At 55.7% G+C, this 20,338-nt stretch carries 15 protein-coding genes; 7 read left to right on the forward strand and 8 right to left on the reverse strand.

All coding sequences use genetic code 11. From position 1 onward, the window contains the following. Positions 1-234: 234 nt before the first annotated feature. The 3 genes from katG to MJ923_RS14235 form a co-directional block, all read right to left on the reverse strand. Entirely contained in the window at positions 235-2,481 is a 2,247-nt protein-coding gene (gene katG / locus MJ923_RS14225; protein WP_240591670.1) for a catalase/peroxidase HPI, read from the reverse strand. 370 nt (positions 2,482-2,851) lie between these two features. Further along, positions 2,852-3,475 (reverse strand): response regulator transcription factor, encoded by a 624-nt coding sequence (locus MJ923_RS14230; protein WP_276313117.1) that lies wholly within the window; start codon positions 3,473-3,475, stop codon positions 2,852-2,854. After that, positions 3,444-5,255, reverse strand: a complete 1,812-nt coding sequence (locus MJ923_RS14235; RefSeq protein ID WP_240591671.1) for a sensor histidine kinase — start codon at positions 5,253-5,255, stop codon at positions 3,444-3,446. Before MJ923_RS14235 ends, MJ923_RS14230 begins: the two co-directional genes overlap by 32 nt. A 289-nt stretch (positions 5,256-5,544) precedes the next feature. On the opposite strand from MJ923_RS14235, the gene MJ923_RS14240 reads away from it, so the two are divergent. From MJ923_RS14240 to MJ923_RS14250, 3 genes are read left to right on the forward strand one after another with little or no spacing between them, the layout of a single operon-like run. Continuing rightward, positions 5,545-7,062: a flavocytochrome c gene (locus MJ923_RS14240; protein ID WP_240591672.1), complete on the forward strand. Its 1,518-nt coding sequence runs from the start codon at positions 5,545-5,547 to the stop codon at positions 7,060-7,062. A gap of 10 nt (positions 7,063-7,072) precedes the next feature. Continuing rightward, entirely contained in the window at positions 7,073-7,441 is a 369-nt protein-coding gene (locus tag MJ923_RS14245) for a cytochrome c3 family protein (RefSeq protein ID WP_240591673.1), read from the forward strand. A gap of 13 nt (positions 7,442-7,454) precedes the next feature. Beyond that, a complete protein-coding gene (locus MJ923_RS14250) occupies positions 7,455-8,510 on the forward strand; it encodes a porin (protein WP_240591674.1) in 1,056 nt (351 codons plus the stop codon). A 30-nt stretch (positions 8,511-8,540) separates the two neighbouring features. On the opposite strand, the gene MJ923_RS14255 is transcribed toward MJ923_RS14250, so the two are convergent. Next, entirely contained in the window at positions 8,541-9,764 is a 1,224-nt protein-coding gene (locus tag MJ923_RS14255) for a DEAD/DEAH box helicase (protein WP_240591675.1), read from the reverse strand. 67 nt (positions 9,765-9,831) lie between these two features. Beyond that, a complete protein-coding gene (locus MJ923_RS14260; protein WP_240591676.1) occupies positions 9,832-12,192 on the reverse strand; it encodes a putative bifunctional diguanylate cyclase/phosphodiesterase in 2,361 nt (786 codons plus the stop codon). A gap of 182 nt (positions 12,193-12,374) precedes the next feature. Between MJ923_RS14260 and MJ923_RS14265 the strand changes: the two genes are divergently transcribed. Next, on the forward strand, positions 12,375-14,078 hold the full coding sequence (locus MJ923_RS14265; protein WP_240591677.1) for a methyl-accepting chemotaxis protein: 1,704 nt from the start codon (positions 12,375-12,377) through the stop codon (positions 14,076-14,078). Positions 14,079-14,180: 102 nt separating this feature from the next. Beyond that, positions 14,181-16,553: a Lon protease family protein gene (locus MJ923_RS14270; RefSeq protein WP_126167564.1), complete on the forward strand. Its 2,373-nt coding sequence runs from the start codon at positions 14,181-14,183 to the stop codon at positions 16,551-16,553. Between the two features lie 79 nt (positions 16,554-16,632). Here MJ923_RS14270 and MJ923_RS14275 read toward each other — a convergent pair whose 3' ends face one another. Further along, entirely contained in the window at positions 16,633-17,676 is a 1,044-nt protein-coding gene (locus tag MJ923_RS14275) for an alkene reductase (protein WP_240591678.1), read from the reverse strand. Positions 17,677-17,800: 124 nt separating this feature from the next. Between MJ923_RS14275 and MJ923_RS14280 the strand changes: the two genes are divergently transcribed. Further along, positions 17,801-18,379 (forward strand): TetR/AcrR family transcriptional regulator, encoded by a 579-nt coding sequence (locus MJ923_RS14280; protein ID WP_240591679.1) that lies wholly within the window; start codon positions 17,801-17,803, stop codon positions 18,377-18,379. A gap of 68 nt (positions 18,380-18,447) precedes the next feature. Here the strand turns inward: MJ923_RS14280 and MJ923_RS14285 are convergent, their stop codons facing one another. After that, complete coding sequence (locus tag MJ923_RS14285) at positions 18,448-18,690, reverse strand: TIGR02922 family protein (RefSeq protein ID WP_338092237.1); 243 nt, start codon at positions 18,688-18,690, stop codon at positions 18,448-18,450. 336 nt (positions 18,691-19,026) lie between these two features. On the opposite strand from MJ923_RS14285, the gene MJ923_RS14290 reads away from it, so the two are divergent. Next, positions 19,027-19,749: a YebC/PmpR family DNA-binding transcriptional regulator gene (locus tag MJ923_RS14290; protein WP_126167568.1), complete on the forward strand. Its 723-nt coding sequence runs from the start codon at positions 19,027-19,029 to the stop codon at positions 19,747-19,749. A 69-nt stretch (positions 19,750-19,818) separates the two neighbouring features. Here the strand turns inward: MJ923_RS14290 and MJ923_RS14295 are convergent, their stop codons facing one another. After that, positions 19,819-20,151 (reverse strand): YegP family protein, encoded by a 333-nt coding sequence (locus MJ923_RS14295; protein WP_126167569.1) that lies wholly within the window; start codon positions 20,149-20,151, stop codon positions 19,819-19,821. Positions 20,152-20,338 lie beyond the last annotated feature (187 nt).

Below are 20,338 nucleotides of genomic sequence, written 5' to 3' on the forward strand. Positions count from 1 at the left end.
AGACATAAAAACGGCAGCAAGATTGTCTTGCCGCCGTTTCAGCGTGAGTGTTCAAAGCTTATCAGTATGCCCTGAGCCATATGGCCTGCATCGCACTGCGGCATTCTGCCTGAGCGAGATTCCTGCCTCAGCGTGATTCCTGCCTGAGCGAGGTGCCTGCCTGAGCCAGCTTGCTGCTCAAAGTAACCGCCGCAGCTACTCAACAGCTCAAGGCGCGATAAGCTTATCGTCCGCTCAGTTCAAGTCGAAGCGGTCAAGTTCCATCACCTTGGTCCAGGCCTTGGCAAAGTCCTGCACGAAGCGGGCCTTGCCATCGTCGGCGGCGTACACCTCTGCCACGGCTCTGAGCTCAGAGTGGGAGCCAAACACCAGATCAACCGGGGTCGCAGTCCACTTCAGTTTGCCCGACTTGCGATCAAAGCCCTGATACAGCCCAGGCTCGGCACCCTTTTCCCAACGGGTGGACATATCCAGCAGGTTCACAAAGAAGTCATTGCTGAGCTTGCCGGGAGCCTGAGTAAACACGCCGTGCTTGCTGCCCGCACTGTTGGCATCCAGTACCCGCAGACCGCCGACCAGCACAGTCATTTCAGGCACGCTCAAGGTCAGGAAGTTGGCCTTTTCCACCAGCGCTTCAGCAGGAGACGCGGCGCTTTCATCGCTGAAATAGTTTCTGAAACCATCGGCTTTCGGCTCAAGCACAGCGAAGGAGTTCACATCGGTCTGGGCCTGAGAAGCATCCATACGACCCGGGCGGAAGCCAACATTTACCTTCACGCCCGCATCGGCCGCGGCTTTCTCAACCGCCGCGCTGCCGCCAAGCACTATCACATCTGCCAGTGAAACCTTCTTGCCGCCCTTGGCTTTCTTGTTGAAATCATTTTGGATTTTCTCAAGTTTGCCAATCACTTTCGCCAGAGCTTTGGGATCGTTCGCCGCCCAGTCGCTTTGAGGTTTAAGTGCAATACGGGCGCCGTTGGCACCACCGCGCATGTCGGTACCACGATAAGACGACGCAGCCGCCCAGGCGGTTCTCACCAGCTCTGACACGCTTAAGCCCGAATCGAGGATTGCCGCTTTAAGGCGCTTGGTATCGGCGGCGTCAATCAGTGCATGATCCACTGCCGGGATTGGGTCTTGCCAAATCAGTACTTCAGAGGGCACATCTTTACCCAGATAACGCACTTTCGGCCCCATGTCCCTGTGGGTCAGCTTGTACCAGGCTTTGGCAAACGCCAGCTCAAATTCGGCCGGGTTATTGAGGAAGCGGGTGGTGATTTCGCGGTAGATGGGGTCTTCCTTCAGGGCGATATCACTGGTGAACATAATAGGCGCGTGGCGCTTGTTGGGAATGTGGGCATCGGGCACCAGATTGGCCGCTTTACCATCCGCCGGGATCCACTGAATATGGCCGGCCGGGCTCTTGGTTTGTACCCAGTCGAAGGTGTAAAGCCAGGTTAAGTATTCCATGGTCCACTTGGTCGGATTGGACGACCATGAACCTTCAAGGCCACTGGATACCGTGTCTTCAGAGTGACCTTTACCACAGCGGTTTTTCCAGCCCATGCCCTGCTCTTCAAGGCCAGCTGCGGCCGGGTCTACCCCAACACACTTGGCTGGGTCGTGAGCACCGTGCGCCTTACCAAAGGTATGGCCACCGGCAATCAGGGCAACGGTTTCTTCATCAGACATGGCCATGCGGCCGAAGGTGTCGCGGATTTCCTGGGCGGAAGCCAACGGGTCAGGCACGCCATTTGGGCCTTCAGGGTTTACGTAAATCAGGCCCATCTGGGTTGCGCCCAGGGGCTTGGCCAATTCACCTTTTTGGTTGCGGCGCTTGTTATCCAGCCACTGCTTTTCGGCGCCCCAGTTTACCTTTTCGGCTTCCCAGTCGTCGCTGCGACCACCGGCAAAACCAAAGGTTTTAAAGCCCATTGACTCAAGAGATACGTTACCCGCCAACACCATCAGATCAGCCCAGGAGATCTTGGCGCCGTATTTTTGCTTCACCGGCCACAGCAGACGACGGGCTTTGTCGAGGTTGACGTTATCCGGCCAGCTGTTAAGCGGCTCGAATCGCTGCTGACCACCACTGGCACCGCCGCGACCATCAAAAATGCGGTATACACCGGCGCTGTGCCAGGCCATACGGATGAAAAACGGACCGTAGTGACCGTAGTCGGCAGGCCACCAGTCCTGGGAAGTGGTGAGGGTGGTTTTGATATCGGCTTTCACCGCATCCAAATCCAGCGATTGGAAGGCTTTGGCGTAATTAAAATCGGCACCATAAGGGTTGGATTCGGCGCCATGTTGACGCAAAGGAGATAAATCCAGCTGCTCTGGCCACCAATAGGCGTTGGTGGTAACAGCGGACGATTGGGCTGCAGCCGATTTGGCTTCAGCCGCTTCTGCGCTGGCAGCGCCAAAAGCCATGGCTACCGACAGGGCGACCGCGGTCAGGGTTGGAATACTTGATTTCATGTTGGAAGTCCTCTTCCTTGGTGGAGGGCGTGGAGGGGCCACGCACCCGACAAATGCGCCGTTAGTCGGCGCCTTTTACAAGCGCGCCTTAAACAAACGGTCACGGTTAAACAGCGGCTGATACTGCCCGCCGGTGTTTATTCCAAGGTAGAGAGGAAGTTGATTCGCGACTAACGATTAAATCAGATTGTCGCAATCTAAAAAGAAGGTGAAACTAATTTAGTGATGACCTGTAGGATAGCCGCCACTGAGTGACCACAGAGAATTATCCTTGGCGGTATCCCCGATGTCAGAAGCCGCCCAGCTGAGATAAACCCTGGCAAGTCCAAACGCCATGAAATCCGAGTGTAGCCCTTGCTGTTTGCCTTGATCAAGGCCGCAATTTGGAGAGTACAAATGCCAGTTCGGCCACGTTATTTACTGCCATTTTTTCGAGCAAATTTTTGCGATGGATCTCAACGGTTCTTTGGGTAATAAACAGCTCCGCTGCAATGGTTTTATTGAGTTTCCCCTCAAGAACCCGATGCATAATATCGGTTTCCCGAGGCGACAGACTGTCGACCCGACTTTGCAGCAGTGCTGACTGACGCAGGCTTTCACAGCGCTCAAGGGACACTGCAGCTGCGCGTTTGAGCAGCGTCAGCAGCTTGTCACCATCGGCAGGCTTTTCCAGAAAATCCAACGCTCCTTGCTGAATGGCCTTAACTGCCATCGAAATATTGCCATGGCCGGTCAGCATAACGGGCACCACGGGCGTAGGCCGGGCAAACAAACATTCGAGTACGCTCATGCCGTCCATTTCGGGCATTTGCACATCAAGCACCACCACCCCGGGGCGCGCCAAATCCACCTTAGTCAAAAATGCCAGCCCCGAGTCAAAACCCTGGGCACGAATACCAAGGCCTTCCAACATCCACTTAAGAGACCCCAACACATCCGGATCGTCATCGACCAAATACACATCAATCACTCTGGCCTCCAGTGGGCATTTCAATGGTGATCTCAAGCCCGCCAGGGTGCAGCCCCAACGCCCCATCAACAGCCATCAGCCGGTTTTCAGCGCTTATCTTGCCACCATGTTCTTCCACAATGCGTTTGCAGATCACCATGCCAAGCCCCAAGCCATCGGCTTTGGCGGACTCAAACGGGAAAAACAGCCGCGACAGCTGATTCTGCGACAGGCCGCAGCCATTGTCCGCCACCCGGATCCGAAACCCGAACTGAGTGGATTCAAGAAAGATCCCAAGCCAGGGTTCGGCAGTATTTGCCATGGCATCAAGGGCGTTGAGCATCAGGTTAACCAGCACCTGAGTCATGAGCCCGGGATCCAGCCTTGCCTCCACAGCACTGAGGTGAAGTTCCGGCTCAAGCTGAAGTCGCTTCAGCTCCGGTGCTATGACTGACAAGGTCTCTTCAATCAAGCGGTCGACCCGCCGCAGTTCCCGCTCACAGGGCTGCTGGCAAAAACTGCGTAGCCTGCTGATGGTCTCCTGCGCCCGGTCAACCTGAGTCAGCACGCCGGACAGCGCGGTTTTTATGCCCTGCTCGTCGTCTTCAAGCCGATACAGGCAACCCTGCGCAAGATAGCGGATCCCCGCCAGTGGTTGCTTAAGTTCGTGGGAAATGCCCGACGCCATCTCGCCGGTAAGCAGTACCCGCTGCGCCCGATAAAATTGGCTTTGCTGTTCGTTGAAGGCTTTTTGAGTCTCACGGTGCAGCTCTATTTCGTTCACCAATGCCCGGGTGCGCCTCACCACCAGCCGTTTAATTCTCAGGTGATGCACATACCCAAGCAGCAGGCACAACACCACGGCCCCAAACCAAGGCAGGGCAGCATGGGCAACCCGTTGCCAATTGGTTTGAAACGGCCACTCCCGCAAGGTGTGCTTGAGGGCAAATACCCTATGGTCATTCACCGGCACCGACCAGCCCCGATAACCGCCCTCAATGGCCGCCGCTGAGTCCGGGGTGATGTCAAGCAGGGCTTTGGCCACTTCGGTGGCCAGCCCATGACTGGTATGGCCCAGTTTCGACAGTGCGCCATAGGGGTACAGTTCACTCGATACCTGACACCCCAGGCCCGGCGCATCCTGGGACAACACTACGTCAAAAGTGCCTTCTGGATACAGACCTTGGGCGACGGCCTGCTCCATCACGCAGGCGGGCAGAATGGCCACATCCGCCTGTTTCAACCACAGTTTTTGCAGCAGCTCAGATTGGGGAAAGCCTTGAAAAGACAGTTGCGGCAGATCCGACACAGGATCCAGGCCCCGCTTGAGCATTTCGCCGGCAAAAATCAAAAAGCCGCCAAAAGCCCTTTGGTCACTGGAAATGAGCCTGAGCGAAGCAAGCTGCTGCCAACTGTCCACTTTCTGCCCTGCCCGCACCACCAGCGCCGAACCAACCGCCCGCGCCGGGTCGCGCCCATCTGCGGGCAGCAGAGTAAGTAACTGACTGGCGCCACGGTCTTTTTTATAACCCACCGCCACAAACTGATTGGAAATAATGAAGTCCAGCGTTCCGGCTGCAACCGCCTTATCGAGCTGCGAAGGCGTCAGCGGCTGCATACTCACCTTAAAACCGGTGCGCTTGGTCAGATGTATTGCTGTCTCCAGCCAAGCCTCTCGTGTGTCGCTGGCATCGGCAAAAGTGAGTATGCCGATACGGATTTCCTGCTCCGCTGGCTGCGTCTGCGCCAGCGGCTGAGCTGTTGCTGCGCCTGAAAAAAAGATAGCAGCGACAAGGATACCGCCAGCGAGTGACTGCGGCGCCAATCGCAACATCCTACTAGGCCCCCCACAACGACTCCACACAGCCCCAAGCCGTAATAACACCCGATTACCTCTCACCGCTACCTCGCAACACCCGACGTTCCCGCCGCACCGGTTACATCACATCCCGTTCGCTACTGCGGCACATTATCTGCGCTACGCGGGTGGCGTGCATCTTGAACTTGGCAAGAGTTGATCCGCCTCACAGCGCCAGCTGCCTTTCGGAAAACCACTATATGGTGCCGGGCGGCATTTTGATTCCATTGCGTTGTAATCAAAAAGTGAGGCCACTATGGACGAGAAAATCAAACAAAGCCGCCGCGCCTTCCTCAAGGGAGGACTGGCAATATCAGCTATCGGGCTGGCGCCTGCTGCGCTGGCGAAAACCAGCGACAAAGACCCCATTGTGTGGGATGAAACCTTTGAAGTGATTGTGGTTGGCAGCGGTCTGGCTGGCACCTGCGCCGCCATTCGCGCCAAAGAATCCGGAGCAAACAACACTGTCATTATCGAAAAAATGCCCGTTCTTGGCGGCACATCCGCCATCTCAGGGTTGAATTTTTCGGTAGTGAACAGCCATCTGCAGCAAGCTCAGGGGATCAGCGATTCCGCAGAGCTATTCGCGGAAGACATCTCCCGCGCCGGTGGTTATCAAAACCACAGAGCCCTGACCCACAAAATGGCAGAAACCACTACCCGGGTGCTGCCCTGGGCCATTGAACGCGGCTGCCGTTTCCATGACAAACTGAAAAGTCTGGGCGGCCACTCAGTGCCCCGAACCCTGTATCCGGTCAACGGGGGTGGCAAGGGCATTTTGCGGCCGCTGCGGGAATTTTACACCCAGACTCTCAAGGGGGAGATCCGCAGGCGGGTCAAGTTCGACAAGCTGCACCTGAACGCTCAGGGCGAGGTAATTGGCATTCAGGTACGGGAGCAATACTTCTTTGACCCAAACCTTGCCAATGACGATCGCGAAAACAGCACTGGCACCATCAAACATTATCGGGTGACCAAGGGTGTGGTGATGGCCGTCGGTGGTTACAGCCGCGATGTGGAGTTCCGTGCCATGGAGTTCCCCAATATCCGCGACTACATTCCCACTACAACCCATAGAGGCGCCACCGCCGGTGCACTCAAGTCTCTGGTTGCAGCCGGTGCCCAGACAGTCCATCTGTCTTTGATGCGCTTTGCCTTTGATATTCCTACCGAAGATTTGCAGTGGGGCGCCTTGGTCGACCCCAAAAGCGGCCAGCGCTTTATCAGTGAGAAGAACAATCGTCAGGTGGTTGCCGAAGCCATCTGCAACATCATGGACCGCAACGGCGGCCGTTTCCCGCTGAATATTTACGATCAGGATGGCATTGATAACTTCCACGACAAACAGCGTCTTCACCTGGCGCTTGAGGAAGGCATGATGGTGAAGTACGACGCCATAGAGGCCCTCGCCAAAGGTGAAAACATTGAGCTTGATGGTCTCAAGGCCACGCTTGAGCGCTACAACCAGAATGCCCTGAGCGGCAAAGACAGCCAGTTTGGCAAAGACATGAACGCCCTCAAGCAGGTCAGCGTAAAACGCGCCCCCTTCTATGCCATTAAGGCTCGCCCCAAGTTCAACTACACCCAGGGCGGCGTGCTAATCAACGAAAACGCTCAGGTGATTTCCAGAGAAAACGCCAAGCCCATCAAGGGGCTGTATGCCTGCGGCGAAGCCACCGGCGGCCTGTTTGGCCGTATTCGGTTAACCGCCTGCTCCTGTCCTGACGCCTTTGCGTTCGGTGTGATTGCCGGTGAACAAGCAGCTAAAGCCTGAGGAGAAACCCATGAAAAAGCTGATTTTATCCCTGTTTGCGCTGAGCCTGCTGTCATCGCCTCTTTACGCTGGCGAGCTGCATAAGGTGATGGGCAAACGCGAAGGACGTACCAACCACAGTTTCATGTACGAGGAAAAGGACTGCAAAACCTGCCATCAGGGCAGTCCAAAGGGGCCAGCCACAGAGACGGCCTGTATTGACTGCCATGGCAGTTATCAAGAAATAGCCGCCGCTACCGCCAGTCAGACACCCAATCCACACGATGCGCCGCACTGGGGAGCCGACGTGCCCTGCACTGTGTGCCACAGCGAGCACAAAAGCGCGAAAGTACTGTGCAATGACTGCCACCAGTTTGCCTTTCCCAACTTTTCAAAATGAGCCGGAGTAAATTATGACCACATGTCGCTTATCCCTGCTGGCCGCCGCACTGGGTAGTTGCCTGAGTATGACTGCCACAGCCAGCCCCGATTTCTACGGCCGCATTGACTACTCAGTTACCCATTCAGACTCAGGCTCTGCTACCCACAAGGGACTGGATGGCACCATTCTTGAGAATAACTTCACCCGCCTGGGAGTACGCGGTAACGAGCCGCTGACCACAGATATCAGTCTGTTTTACCAGATTGAAATGGGCGTTGACTCTGCCAGCAATTCAGGCAGCAATAAGCCCTTCAGCGCCCGTCCAACCTTTATCGGTATTCGCCATGCACAGCTGGGCTCACTGGCCGCGGGCCGGATGGAACCTGTGTTCAAAATGACCAAGGGCTTTGTGGACGTGTTCGATACCTACAGCATGAAGCACGACCGTCTGATGGCGGGGGACAAACGCTGGGGCGATTCTTTCGAATACAAAACCCCGGTTTGGCACGGATGGCAACTGGGAGCCAGTGTACTGCTGGAAGACAACCATTATCAGCAAAATGACCCGCGCAATGACAATGGCAACTACCAGCTGGCGCTGACTTTCGGTGATAAAAAACTCAAAGACGGCAGTCTCTATCTTGCCGCCGCGTATTCCGATGGGGTTGAAGACATTAAGGCGTGGCGTCTGGTCGGCCACTGGAAAGCCGCAGCACTGGGGCTGGATAACCTTAAACTTGGCACCCTTATCCAGCAGTCTGAATTGGCCAACCCGACCAAACCCCACTGGCAGGACAGAGATGGCCTCGGCTTTATTGTCAGTGCCTCTTACAAGCTCGATAATTGGCTGCTCAAGGCGCAGTATGGCCAGGATGACTCGGGCACAGGCCTGATTGCCAACCGGATCTACAATGACTTGGGGGAAGCAGCAACCACAGTACCACAGGTAAGCCAATGGGGCGTGGGGGCCGAGTACTTCCTGTCCAAATCAACACGAGTTCATATCGAAGCCGGTCAATTTACCGTGGATAACTATGCCCGCTTTGATGACACCATCACCAGCGTCGGGATCCGTTACGACTTCTAAGCCACAATGTCCCGAGCCTGAAACGGGATACTAACCTTTACCCAAAGCCCGCTTGCGGGCTTTTTGCTTCTGCGCCGCCTTGCTCAAGCTGCGCGGGCGATCAACAGTGATAGTCAAATCCGGCTCAAACCCCTGATACCACTGGGGTGCCAGGCGGCGGTCCAGGAAGGTTTCAAGCTCAATGTGCAGGGCTTCGTCGCTGGGGTCGAGTAAGGTTAACGCAAGCCCGGATGCCCCTGCCCGGCCGGTGCGGCCAATGCGGTGCACATAGTCTTCGCGCTTGAAAGGTAACTCCAGATTAATAACACAGGGCAGCGCTTCTATATCCAGGCCCCTGGCAGCCACATCGGTGGCCACCAGCACCCGCGCCGAGCCTGCCTTGAAGTCGGCAAGATTCTGCTCGCGCTGCTTTTGCGACAGATCCGCATGCATGGCCACGGCGCCGTGACCAACGTCCACCAGTTTGGCAACCAGCTTATCTGCGCCCTCTTTGGTGCGGCTGAAAACAAGCACCTGTTTCCAGTCGTTTTTACCAAGAAGATGGCTCAAAAACGCCAGCTTTCTAGCGGCATCAATGGCGTAGATCCGCTCCTCAATCAGCGGCTTATCGTCTTTGGCGGCGGCAATTTCCACCAGCGCAGGCGATGTCATCAGGCTTTTGGCAACGCGCCAGACACCATCGCCAAAGGTGGCAGAAAACAGCGCCGTCTGACGTACTTTGCCAAGCTTTTTGGTGATGGCGCGAATTTCATCTTCAAAGCCCATATCGAGCATGCGGTCGGCTTCATCGAATACCAGAAAACTTACGGTATCGATACGCAGTGTGCGCTTTTTAAGATGGTCAATCAGCCTGCCCGGGGTGGCAATCAGTAAGTCCACACCGCCCTTGATGGCCTTGAGCTGGCTCTCCAGCGGCACGCCGCCATAGGCCTGAGCAACCTTGACGCCGCTGCCCTTGCCAAGCTGCGTGGCGGCGTCATATACCTGCTGACACAGCTCGCGGGTTGGCACCAACACCAGCGCCCGCGGTGAAGGCTGGTTACGCTCAGGCGCCGTTTCACTGAGCAGTTTTGCCAGCATCGGCAACAGGAAAGCGGCGGTTTTGCCGGTGCCGGTCGCGGCCTTGACCATCAAATCACGGCCATCCATCAACGCAGGAATAGCGGCGGCCTGCACCTCTGTTGGGGCGGAAAAACCGGCGCCGCTCAGGTTGTCAAGCAAAGGGGATGGCAGATTAAAGGCAGCAAAAGACACGTCAGGCTCCAACTCACACAGCAAAGGCGGCAGTTTACCATTGCCCCGACGAATTTGCGCCATCGGCTCACGCGGGCGGCAGCACGCTCGCCAGGTCGAACGCCAGCTGCGGCCGGGCAAACAGGTAGCCCTGCGCCTCGGTGCAGCCGAGTTTGTAAAGCAGATTGGCCTGCTCCTCAGTTTCCACCCCTTCTGCAATCACGCTCAGACGCAGCGCCTCGCCCATGGCAATAATGGCCATGGCAATGGCGGCGCTGTCCTGATCCGCTGGCAATTCACGCACAAAAGACTGGTCGATTTTCAGGGTATCTATGGGCAGTTTGCGAAGATAACTGAGGGATGAATAGCCGGTACCAAAGTCATCGAGCGCCAGGCGAATACCCATGGCTTTGAGTTTTTCCAGGGTGTCGATGGCGCCCTCGGGGTTTTGCAGCACCATGCTCTCGGTGATTTCAAGCTCAAGCGCAGTGCCCGGCAGCGCATATTTCGCCAGCACCGCCGCCACGTCATCGACAAAGCTAGGCACCGCCAGCTGCGAGCCGGAGACATTCACCGCCACCCGGCCCGGGCTGAGCCCGGCATCGAGCCAGGTCTTGGTTTGCCGGCAAGCCTCAGCCAGCACCCACAGGCCAATTTCCGGCATTAATCCAATCGCTTCAGCCACCGGAATAAAGTCGGCGGGGGAGACACTGCCAAGGTCAGGATCGGTCCAGCGACACAGTGCCTCCAGCCCCACGATGGAGCGGCTTAGTAAATCCACCTTGGGCTGATACAGCAGATAAAAGCGCCCGTGGCGCACCGCTTCACGCAGCGCGGTTTGCAACTTGAGCTGCTTGAGCGAACTTTGGGTCATCTGCTCGGTGTAAAACGCATGGCTGTTGCGGCCCTGCTGCTTGGCTCGGTACATGGCAGCGTCGGCATTTTTCAGCAAGGTATCCGGATCCTTACCATCTTCCGGATACAGGGCAATGCCGATACTGGCGCTTAAGCGCACGGCGCCGCGCTCATCGGTGCTGAAACTGGTATCAAAGGCGCGCTGAATTGCCTCCAGGGTACTGGTAATGTCGCTGCGGGAATTCACCTCAGTCAGCACCACAAACTCGTCACCGCCGATACGCGCCAGGGTTACTTCCGCATCCAGCAAGGCGCCAAGGCGCTCCGACAGTGAATAAAGCACTTTATCGCCAATCACGTGGCCGAAGCTGTCGTTGATGTGTTTGAACAAATCCACATCAATCAGCAGCAGCGCCAGCCTGGACTTGTGGTGCGATGCCATCTTCAGCTGTTGCTGCATGATGGTGTTGAGTTTGGAGCGGTTGGGCAGTCGGGTCAGCGGGTCATGCCAAGCGAGCTGTGCCACTTCCGCCTCGGTCTGCTTTAGCAATGAAATATCTGAAAATACCGCCACATAGCACCGAATCTGGCCATCATCACCATAGACGGAACTGATGCTGATTTGCTCGGCATACAGGGTGCCGTTTTTGCGCCGGTTCCAGATTTCACCGTGCCAGTGGCCCTGTTGTTTGAGCGAGCGCCAGAAGTTATCGAAGAAGTCTTTTTCATGGCGCCCGGAATTGAGCAGCCGTGGTGTTTTGCCCAGCACTTCATCGCGCTGGTAACCGGTGATTTTCTCAAAGGCGCCGTTGATGTCGGTAATGATGCCGTCGGGGTTGGTGATCATCACCCCTTCCGCGGCGTTTTCAAACACCTTGGAAGTGAGCATCAGCTGCTCTTCGGCCGCTTTGTAGCGGGCAATATCGCGGGTGTAACCTATAACGCCCAGCAAGCGACCTTCACCGTCGTACATGGGAGCCTTTAAGGTTTCGAGCCAGATCCGCCCCTTGTGCTGATCCCTGTCGATACACTCGGCCACCACAATGGGGTGCCCGGCGGCAATGGCCTGGGCATCGGTGGCACAAAATTCGGCGGCTTTGGCGGGAAAAATGTCTTCGTCGCCCTTGCCAAGCAGCTCATCGGCGCCAAGCCCCCAGGACTCCAGCGTCGAGCGATTGGCGAAGCGATAGCGGCCGGCGCCATCTTTGATCCACAGATGTTCATCGAAGGCATCGAGGAAACTTTGCATAAGGCCGCTGCCAAGCCCGGCGCAGAGCACGCCTATGCCTTCCAGCAGCAGCTGCGCCTGCACAAGCACTGCATCAGGCAGCGCATCTGCGCTCAGCTCAAACCGCCACTGCTGCGCAAGCCCCTTGGCGTAAAGCTGCTGGCTGACACCGCCGCTCAATGGTTGTGGGGCATTGGGCTCCAATTGGCTGTATCCAGAGGCCTGATTGCGATGGTTGAGCGATAACAGACAGTTATCACCATGGTACAGGGCGAGCGCGAGTTCGTGGGTCACCGCAAAATCACCCAGCATTGGCAACACCTGTGTCAGTAATGGATAGCTGTCTGGTTTTGTCCCTGTTTTCAATCCCAACCCCAATACATGCTGTTAAACGGCCCCTGTACCAACCGTGATTCTAAGCCACAGTATACCGTATCAAATCCTGACCTATACTCCTTTTCACCGCTTCTTTTCCCTTTACGCCCATGACTATCAAACGGCAGCTGTACAAGTATCTGACGCTAGTGGTCACAGCCCTGGTGATCCTTATGTCGATGCTGTTTACCCTAAACCGGGTATTCTTCGGCCAGGAATCTGAGTTATTAAGCCTGCTGGACGAACATCACAGCTACATCAGCATGCTTCAGGCAGAGCTTGCCATCTATCAGGGCGAGCCTGTTGAACTTGAGGCGTATCAGGGAGAACAGACCGAGCTGAAAGGCTACTCACAGGCGCTTGCCAAACTGGGCAAGGCGGTTGCCGAGCTTGGATTTATGGACAAGGGCCAAAGCGGCGCAGCCCGTGCCGCCGGCAGACAAATGGAACAAGCGGTGGCCGCCCATCCCGACGCGCTCAATTTGGTGCTCTATGCCCGCCGCTATGAAAAAGATTATTTGTCGCGCCACCGCGAGGAAGACTGGCAACTGTGGCAACAGGCCATGACAGCGCTGGATGCCCTGCCAGCGGAGCTTGCCCCTGTGATTGGCCAGTACCGCACTGCGGCAAGCCAAATTCATCAGCTGCTTACCGATATTAACTGGCACAACAGCCATGGGGATGGCCTTGCCGGGGTGCGCGACACCCTGCGCCGGGACGTGGAAGCGCGCCACCGGGAATTCTCGCAGCAGGTGAAATGGCTCGATTGGGGCATAGGACTGGCGCTGGCCATCCTCACCCTGGTGTGCACTTTCGGCATTTACTTTCGGATTGTTCCGGCGCTTCGGCGCTTAAAGGCACTGTATCTTGCCCAGCAATCGCTGGCTGAACACCCAGGCAGCCTGGCGCTTCGGCTTCCAGACGAGGGCAAGGATGAAATCGCCGCCCTCTACCGGGCATTCAATCAACTGGTAGCAGGCACCGAAATCAGCGTAAGCCAACTCTCCGAGTTATCTGAAAAACTCTCAAGCGAAGCGAGCCGCGCCCAGTGGGCTATCGACAGTCAGAGCCAGTTGATTGGCGACTACGCCGCAGGGCAAAGCCAGCTGGAACAGGGCGCAGATCAGTTAAGTCAGCTGATGCAGGGCGTATGCGAAGCCAGCGAGCAGCAAGCAGGTCACGGCCAACAGGCACATGCCAGCTGCAACACGGTGAAAAACCATCTCAATGAGCTGGGGCAATCCCAGCAAAATCTTATCGCTACCATGGACAATGTCGATAACGAGCTGTCGGCACTGTCCCAGTCGGTATCCAACATCAATCGGGTGCTGGACTTGATTGTAAACATTGCCAATCAAACCAATCTGTTGGCGCTTAACGCCGCCATTGAAGCGGCCAGAGCCGGTGAAGCGGGCCGCGGCTTTTCGGTGGTGGCCGATGAAGTGCGATCGCTCTCAGGCCGTACCGCCCAGGCCACTACCGAAATACGGGAATTTGCCGAGGCGCTTATCCTCAGGGCCGGTAACAGCACCAGCGAGATGACCGAGGGCAAGGCGATGCTGGCGCGAAACCATGAGTACAGTAAGGAGGCCAATCGTCAGCTTGCCCTGCTGGCAACCGCCATGGAGGCCATGACCGCCAACGGCGAGCACCAGCGCCAACTTGCCTCAGATGCGGCGAGGGAGTGCCAGCAAATCGGCGAACGAATTGCTGAACTTTCTGAGCGCAGTCAACTGCTGGCAAGGGATGCCGGCGACAACCTGTCGATAAGTGCCGACTTGAATCAGTACGCCTCGCTGCTGCTGCAGCTATCGCGTAATCTTCTTGGCCATAGCCCCCAAAGCCAAACCGCCAGCCCGGACATCGAACTCTTTTAATCTGGTTGAAATTTCAGCACTCGCCCAGTGGGGGTTTGCCATTCACCTTCAGCCATCTTATTGTCAGTTATAGAAAATTAAATTCTGACGGGAAGGGATTTTATGGCCATTAACGCACTGGATGCCCAGAGCCTGTATCGGGTCTCGACACTGGCCGGGTTGGCGGATAACTGCCAAACCACGGCCGATTTGCCGCCGCTGGATGACATCATCGGCCAGGAACGCGCCCAGAGTGCGGTGGAATTTGCCATGTCCATCCACGAAAAGGGCTACAACATTTATGCCATCGGCCAGAATGGTCTGGGCAAGCGCACCATGATGCTGCGCTATTTGAAGCGCCATCAATTCGAAGACAGCCAACTGCACGACTGGTGTTATGTGGCCAACTTCGATGACAACCGCGCACCACGGGTGCTGCGTTTGCCCGCGGGCAAAGGTAACGGCTTTAAGAAAGACATTGAAAAGCTGCTGATCCGTTTGGTTAAAGCGCTGCCACTGGCCTTCGACAACGAGATGTATTACACCCGCGCCGATAAGCTAAAAGGCGAGCTCTCCCGTCAGCAGGAAGCGGCGTTGACTGCCCTGGCTGAAGAAGCCAAAAGCAAAAACATCAGTCTGTCGATTTCGGTTCAGGGCGACTACCAGCTTATCGCCATGAATGGTGAGGAGCCCCACAGCGAAGAAAGCTACGATGCCCTCACCGACGAAGAGCGCGCCGACTTCGAAGCCAGCATCAAGACCCTGGAAAAGCGCCTGCGCGGCATTATTCGTCAGTTGACGGAGTGGGAAGAAGAGTTCTCCGAAAAGCAGCAGGAGCACGATGAGCAGGTGGCCAAAGAGGTGCTGGCGCACTTCTTCAAGCCGCTGAAAAGCAAATATCGCGATCTGGAAGAAATCCGCACCTTCCTCGCCGAGATGCAAAAAGACATCCTCGACAATCTGGATATCTTTCTGGAAGAAAGTGAAGAGCAACTGGGGCTGGCCTATGCGGCGCTGGATAAAAAAATGCCGCGGCGCTATCAAATCAACGTGCTGGTGTGCCAGGACGAGCATGCCTTCCCTGTGGTGGTGGAAGAAAGCCCCAACTACCACAACCTGTTTGGCTACATCGAAAACGCCACCTTCAAAGGCACTGTATTCACTGACTTTTCGCTTATTCGCCCCGGCGCACTGCACAAAGCCAATGGCGGCGTGCTGCTGATGGATGCCATTAAGGTGCTGGAGCGCCCCTATGTGTGGGACGGCCTGAAAAAAGCGCTGCGCTCCCGCAATCTGGATATGAACAGCCTCGAGCGCGAAGTGACCCTGTCGGGCACCATCTCGCTGGCGCCAGAGCCCATTCCGCTGGATGTAAAAATCATCCTCTTTGGTGACTATCAGACCTATCAGTTGCTGCAGCACTACGACCCCGACTTTAACGAGCTGTTCCGGGTGACCGCCGATTTTGAAGACGTGATGCCACGTACCGATGAGTCTGAAGCCCTGTACGCCCGTTTTATTTCCTCCATAGTGCACGACAACAACATGCTGCACTGCAACCGCTCGGCATTGGCGCGCATTCTGGAATACTCGAGCCGCCAGGCCGATGACCAAACCCGGCTGTCGCTGCATTCGGCCAACATTGCCAATCTGCTGCGGGAAACCAATTACTGCGCCAAAGGTGCCGGTGCCACTGAGATTGGCCGCGAGCATGTGGATCTGGCGCTCAGAAATCAGGAACTCAGGGTCTGTCGCCTCAAAGATATGGTGATGCAGCAGTTCAAAAACGGCCAGACCCTGTTCAGTGCCGATGGCATGGTCACGGGTCAGGTCAATGCCCTGTCGGTTATTTCCACTACAGATCATGAGTTTGGCGCGCCAAATCGCATCACAGCCACCACCGCCTACGGCAAGGGCGAGGTGCTGGATATCGAACATAAGGTGCGCCTTGGTGGCCGCATTCACACCAAGGGAGTGTGGATACTGACCGCCTATATTTCATCGCTGCTTGGCAGGCAAAGGGGGATCCCGCTGACCACCTACCTCACTTTTGAGCAGTCTTACAGCGGCGTGGACGGCGACAGTGCTTCAATGGCGGAGTGCTGCGCCATTGTCTCGGCCATCAGCGGCGTGCCGCTGCGTCAGGATCTGGCCATTACCGGCTCAATGAACCAGTTTGGTGAGTCGCAGCCCATCGGCGGGGTGAACGAGAAGATTGAAGGCTTCTTCGATGTGTGTGCCATCAAGGGCCGCACACCGACCCAGGGGGTGATTATCCCTGCCAGCAACATCAAAAATCTGATGCTGCGACAGGACATAGTCGAAGCCGTGAGCAAGGGCGAGTTCCATATTTATGCCGTGGATCATGTGACCGAGGCCATGGCGCTGTTCACTGGCCTGGATGTGGGCAATGTGGACGATGCCAGCCTGGAAACCCTGCTTGGCCGCGCCGTGGCTCGGCTCAATCAAATCATTAAAAACGCCAAAGACGACTGACAGCGTTGGTTTGCCGTATAAAAAAGCCCCGCATTGACGGGGCCTTTTATTGGGCCTTAAGGCCATGAGCCGCTTGGGTTTAATAGAGTACCGGCAGCAGTTCGTCTGAATAGGGTTTGGTTTCCTTGCCTTCACGCACCCTGACCACGTAGTCATGGTTGGCAATGAAAGGCCGACCAATGGCAATCAGTTCAAACTTGTCTTCACTGATGGCTTCGGCGGCCGTTTCGGCGCTGTAGCCACCCACGCCAACCAGGGTGTGGCGGGAGTGACGGCGCAAATATTCACTGACTTTGCCATCCAGATAGTCGTAGTGCACGCTGTCATCGAAAATGCCGCCATGCAGATAGGCAAGCTCGCGCTCATCCAGCTTGGTCAGCAGTAAGTCAAATACGGCACGATCGCGATCATCAGGGCTGATGTTGAAATAAGCCGCAGGCGAAATACGCAGCGCGGTGCGCTCGGCGCCAATACGGGCTATCACCGCATCCACCACCTGCAGCGGGAAGCGCACCATGTTTTCTGGGCTGCCGCCAAACTCGTCATCACGACGGTTAGTGTCGTGGTGCAGAAACTCATCGATAAGGTAACCGTTGGCACCGTGAATTTCGACACCGTCAAAACCGGCTTCGATGGCGTTTTCGGCCGCCTTGGCATAGTCCTCAACCAGCTGGGCAATCTCGGCAGCTGTAGCGGCGCGGGGTACCAAATAGCTAAGCTCGCGCATTCTGGGCACAGTGCCTTCAATGCCAACGGCTGACGGGGCAAGCACTTCGTCACCACCCCAAAAATGGGGATGAGCCACCCGGCCGGTGTGCCACAGCTGGGCAAAAATCTTACCGTCTTTTTCATGAACGGCGTCAGTCACTTTGCGCCAACCGGCAATTTGCTCCTGAGTGTAAATGCCTGGAGTATTGGGATAGCCCTGGCCATCGGGGCGGATAATGGTCGCTTCGCTGATGATAAGCCCAGCGTCGGCGCGGCGGGCATAGTAGTCGACCATCAGTTGGGTAGGCACCAGGGCATCATCTGCCATACAACGGGTGAGCGGCGCCATCAGAATGCGGTTTTTCAGTGTCAGACGCTCATTAAGGCGTACTGGGGTAAACAGAATATCGGTCATGGGGCTTTCCTTTTTTGAATATGTGTTCAAGATAAAGATTCTTGAATGGTCATTCAAGTTATTTTTGAACGTTTATTCAAAAATTCTGTTACCCTAAGGCGGAACCGAGTAGAGATGTAAGCAGATGCGCAGCGCCGAATTTGACCGAGAACACGTGCTTCGCCAGGCCATGCAGGCCTTTATGGTGAAGGGCTACAGCAAAACCAGCATGCAGGATTTAACCCGGGCAACAGGCTTGCACCCGGGCTCGATTTATTGCGCCTTCGAAAACAAGCGTGGTCTGCTGCTGGCGGCCATTGCCCAGTATCAGGCTGACCGCATGGCGCAGTTTCAGGCGTATTTTCCCGAAGACGGCAAGGTGGTCGATGGCTTGGCCGCTTATCTGGCCAATATCGTGGCCGAATGCCAATGCGGGGCCGACAAGGCCTGTCTGCTGACCAAATCATTAAACGAGCTGGCCGAGCAGGATGAAGAAATCCGCGCACTGCTGTGTCAAAGTCTGGGTACCTGCCAGCAGGGACTGGCCAGGCAGTTTCAGCGCGCCATTGATAATCAGGAAATGCCTGCCAATCAAAGCAGTATCGAGCGGGCCGAGTATTTTGTAATGGGCGTTTATGGGCTGCGGACTCTGGCGCAGACTCACCCGGCCGAGGCCACCCTCACCCGGCTGGCCGACAAGCTGTTAAAAGACAGCTGTAACTGATACAGAAAATCCCGGCATTGCCGGGATTTTTCATTAAAGTCACTGCACCATTTATTGACCAACCCAGGTCAGCCAAGCCCAAGGCTTTTTTGCGCATAAACCCGCTCGCCGAGGGAGTTAAGGATTTTGCACTCCCCTTCCAGCACCGCAATAATGGATTTTCCACTTCGAAACGACTGGGGAATCATCACCCGGCCTGTGTCGCTCACCGGCAAACCGGTCAACACGGCGTTGTGCATGATAAGGCCCGCCGGTGCGTCGTAATACAGCACTGTGACGGTAGCGCCATTTTCGGCTTCGAAGTCAAGCAAGTCGTTTGCCGTATCGGCAAGCTGTTGTTCTGTTTTACCGCCTTGCATCTATTCACTTCCTTCATCATTGAGTTGGGCTTTCCAGCCCTCTCACGGGTCGAGTGGCGGGTCAAAGCGTCCGGTCTTTGCCCAGATAACGGCATTTACCAGCCATTAGATTTAACATATGACTATAAAAATTTACCAAGCGCAATAGTTGCCACACCGACCAGAACAACAAATTGTTAAACCGTGATGTTCATACTTGTTTGCGGCCTCACATGGCGACGGGTGCACATCCGGCCATAAAGCTGCTAGAATCCGGAAAATTTTTTTGTGCGTTAACGAGAAGACAAGATGGGCAGAGCATATCAAAACCGCAAAGAATCCATGGCGAAAACCGCCACTCAGAAGACTCGGATCTATTCCCGCTACGGAAAAGAAATCTATGTCTGCGCCAAGAATGGTGGCGTTGACCCTGACGGCAACCTGTCACTGCGTCGTCTGATTGACCGCGCCAAGAAAGATCAGGTACCGGCTCACGTGATTGAGCGTGCCATCGACAAAGCCAGAGGCGGCGGCGGTGAAGACTATGATACCGCCCGTTACGAAGGCTTCGGCCCAGGTAACTGCATGGTGATTGTGGACTGTCTGACCGACAACGGTAAGCGCACCTTTACCGAAGTGCGTCAGGCCTTCGTGAAAAACGATGCCAAGCTGGGTGGTCCAGGTACCGTGGCTCACATGTTCGATCATCAGGCCGTGTTTGTGTTTGCCGGTGACAATGACGAAGAAGTACTGGAAATCCTGATGGCCGCCGACGTGGACGTGAGCGACGTGGAAGTGGAAGAGGGCATGGTGAGCGTATACGCGCCGCACACCGAGTTCTTCAAGGCCAAGACCGCCCTGCTCGAAGCCATGCCAGAGGTGAATTTCGAAGTCGAAGAAATTACCTTCGTACCTCAGAACCAAACTGACATCAGCGGTGAAGATGTGGCCGTGTTCGATAAGTTTATCGCGGCACTGGAAGACTGTGACGACGTACAGAACGTCTATCACAACGCCAACATCATCGAATAAATCAATGCCCGATAAAAAACGCAGCCCTGTGGCTGCGTTTTTTTATGGCTGCGTTGTCGCCCGTGCGATTTAGGTCAAATCTTTAATGGTCGTGGTGGCGCCATTGGCCTTCACTGACTCAATACCCTTGTCGCGGGATGCCTCAGATGCGTACATCTGGCTGGTGCCAATCACCTGATGGTTGGCGGCCTTGAGATTGAAATAAGGCTTACCGTTAGAGGCTTCTTTGCGCTCATAGCGCTCGTCCAGGCTGCTGTTGGTTTGCACTGAAGCAATACCGTTTTCAGCGCCACTTCTGGCTTTATAAAGCTCGCTGGTCAAAATGGTTTCGGCATTGCCTGCCTTGAGTACAAACCGGAACTGACCATCCGAACTGTTTGATAATTCATACCAACCTGACATCACTGTCCCCTTACTCGTATTCCAAATGAGTGATAGCGCCAAGCGCACCTGACGCGGCCTGTTCAGTCTGCCCCGAAACCGCAAGCAGCACTGATGCCAATATCACAAATCCGCCACGCCAACGTCATACACAATTCTGACGATTCAGCCAAAATCAGCATTTCGAATTACCAAAACAGCAGGCTTT

This window comes from Shewanella zhuhaiensis, from assembly GCF_022484835.1.
GTDB classification, from domain to species: domain Bacteria; phylum Pseudomonadota; class Gammaproteobacteria; order Enterobacterales; family Shewanellaceae; genus Shewanella; species Shewanella khirikhana.

Coding starts and splice junctions, on each gene's coding strand:
- MJ923_RS14270 (WP_126167564.1), top strand. CDS start 14,181: ATGGCCATTAACGCACTGGATGCCCAGAGCCTGTATCGGGTCTCGACA.
- MJ923_RS14265 (WP_240591677.1), top strand. CDS start 12,375: ATGTCGATGCTGTTTACCCTAAACCGGGTATTCTTCGGCCAGGAATCT.
- MJ923_RS14280 (WP_240591679.1), top strand. CDS start 17,801: ATGCGCAGCGCCGAATTTGACCGAGAACACGTGCTTCGCCAGGCCATG.
- MJ923_RS14245 (WP_240591673.1), top strand. CDS start 7,073: ATGAAAAAGCTGATTTTATCCCTGTTTGCGCTGAGCCTGCTGTCATCG.
- katG (WP_240591670.1), bottom strand. CDS start 2,481: ATGAAATCAAGTATTCCAACCCTGACCGCGGTCGCCCTGTCGGTAGCC.
- MJ923_RS14295 (WP_126167569.1), bottom strand. CDS start 20,151: ATGTCAGGTTGGTATGAATTATCAAACAGTTCGGATGGTCAGTTCCGG.
- MJ923_RS14275 (WP_240591678.1), bottom strand. CDS start 17,676: ATGACCGATATTCTGTTTACCCCAGTACGCCTTAATGAGCGTCTGACA.
- MJ923_RS14250 (WP_240591674.1), top strand. CDS start 7,455: ATGACCACATGTCGCTTATCCCTGCTGGCCGCCGCACTGGGTAGTTGC.
- MJ923_RS14240 (WP_240591672.1), top strand. CDS start 5,545: ATGGACGAGAAAATCAAACAAAGCCGCCGCGCCTTCCTCAAGGGAGGA.
- MJ923_RS14290 (WP_126167568.1), top strand. CDS start 19,027: ATGGGCAGAGCATATCAAAACCGCAAAGAATCCATGGCGAAAACCGCC.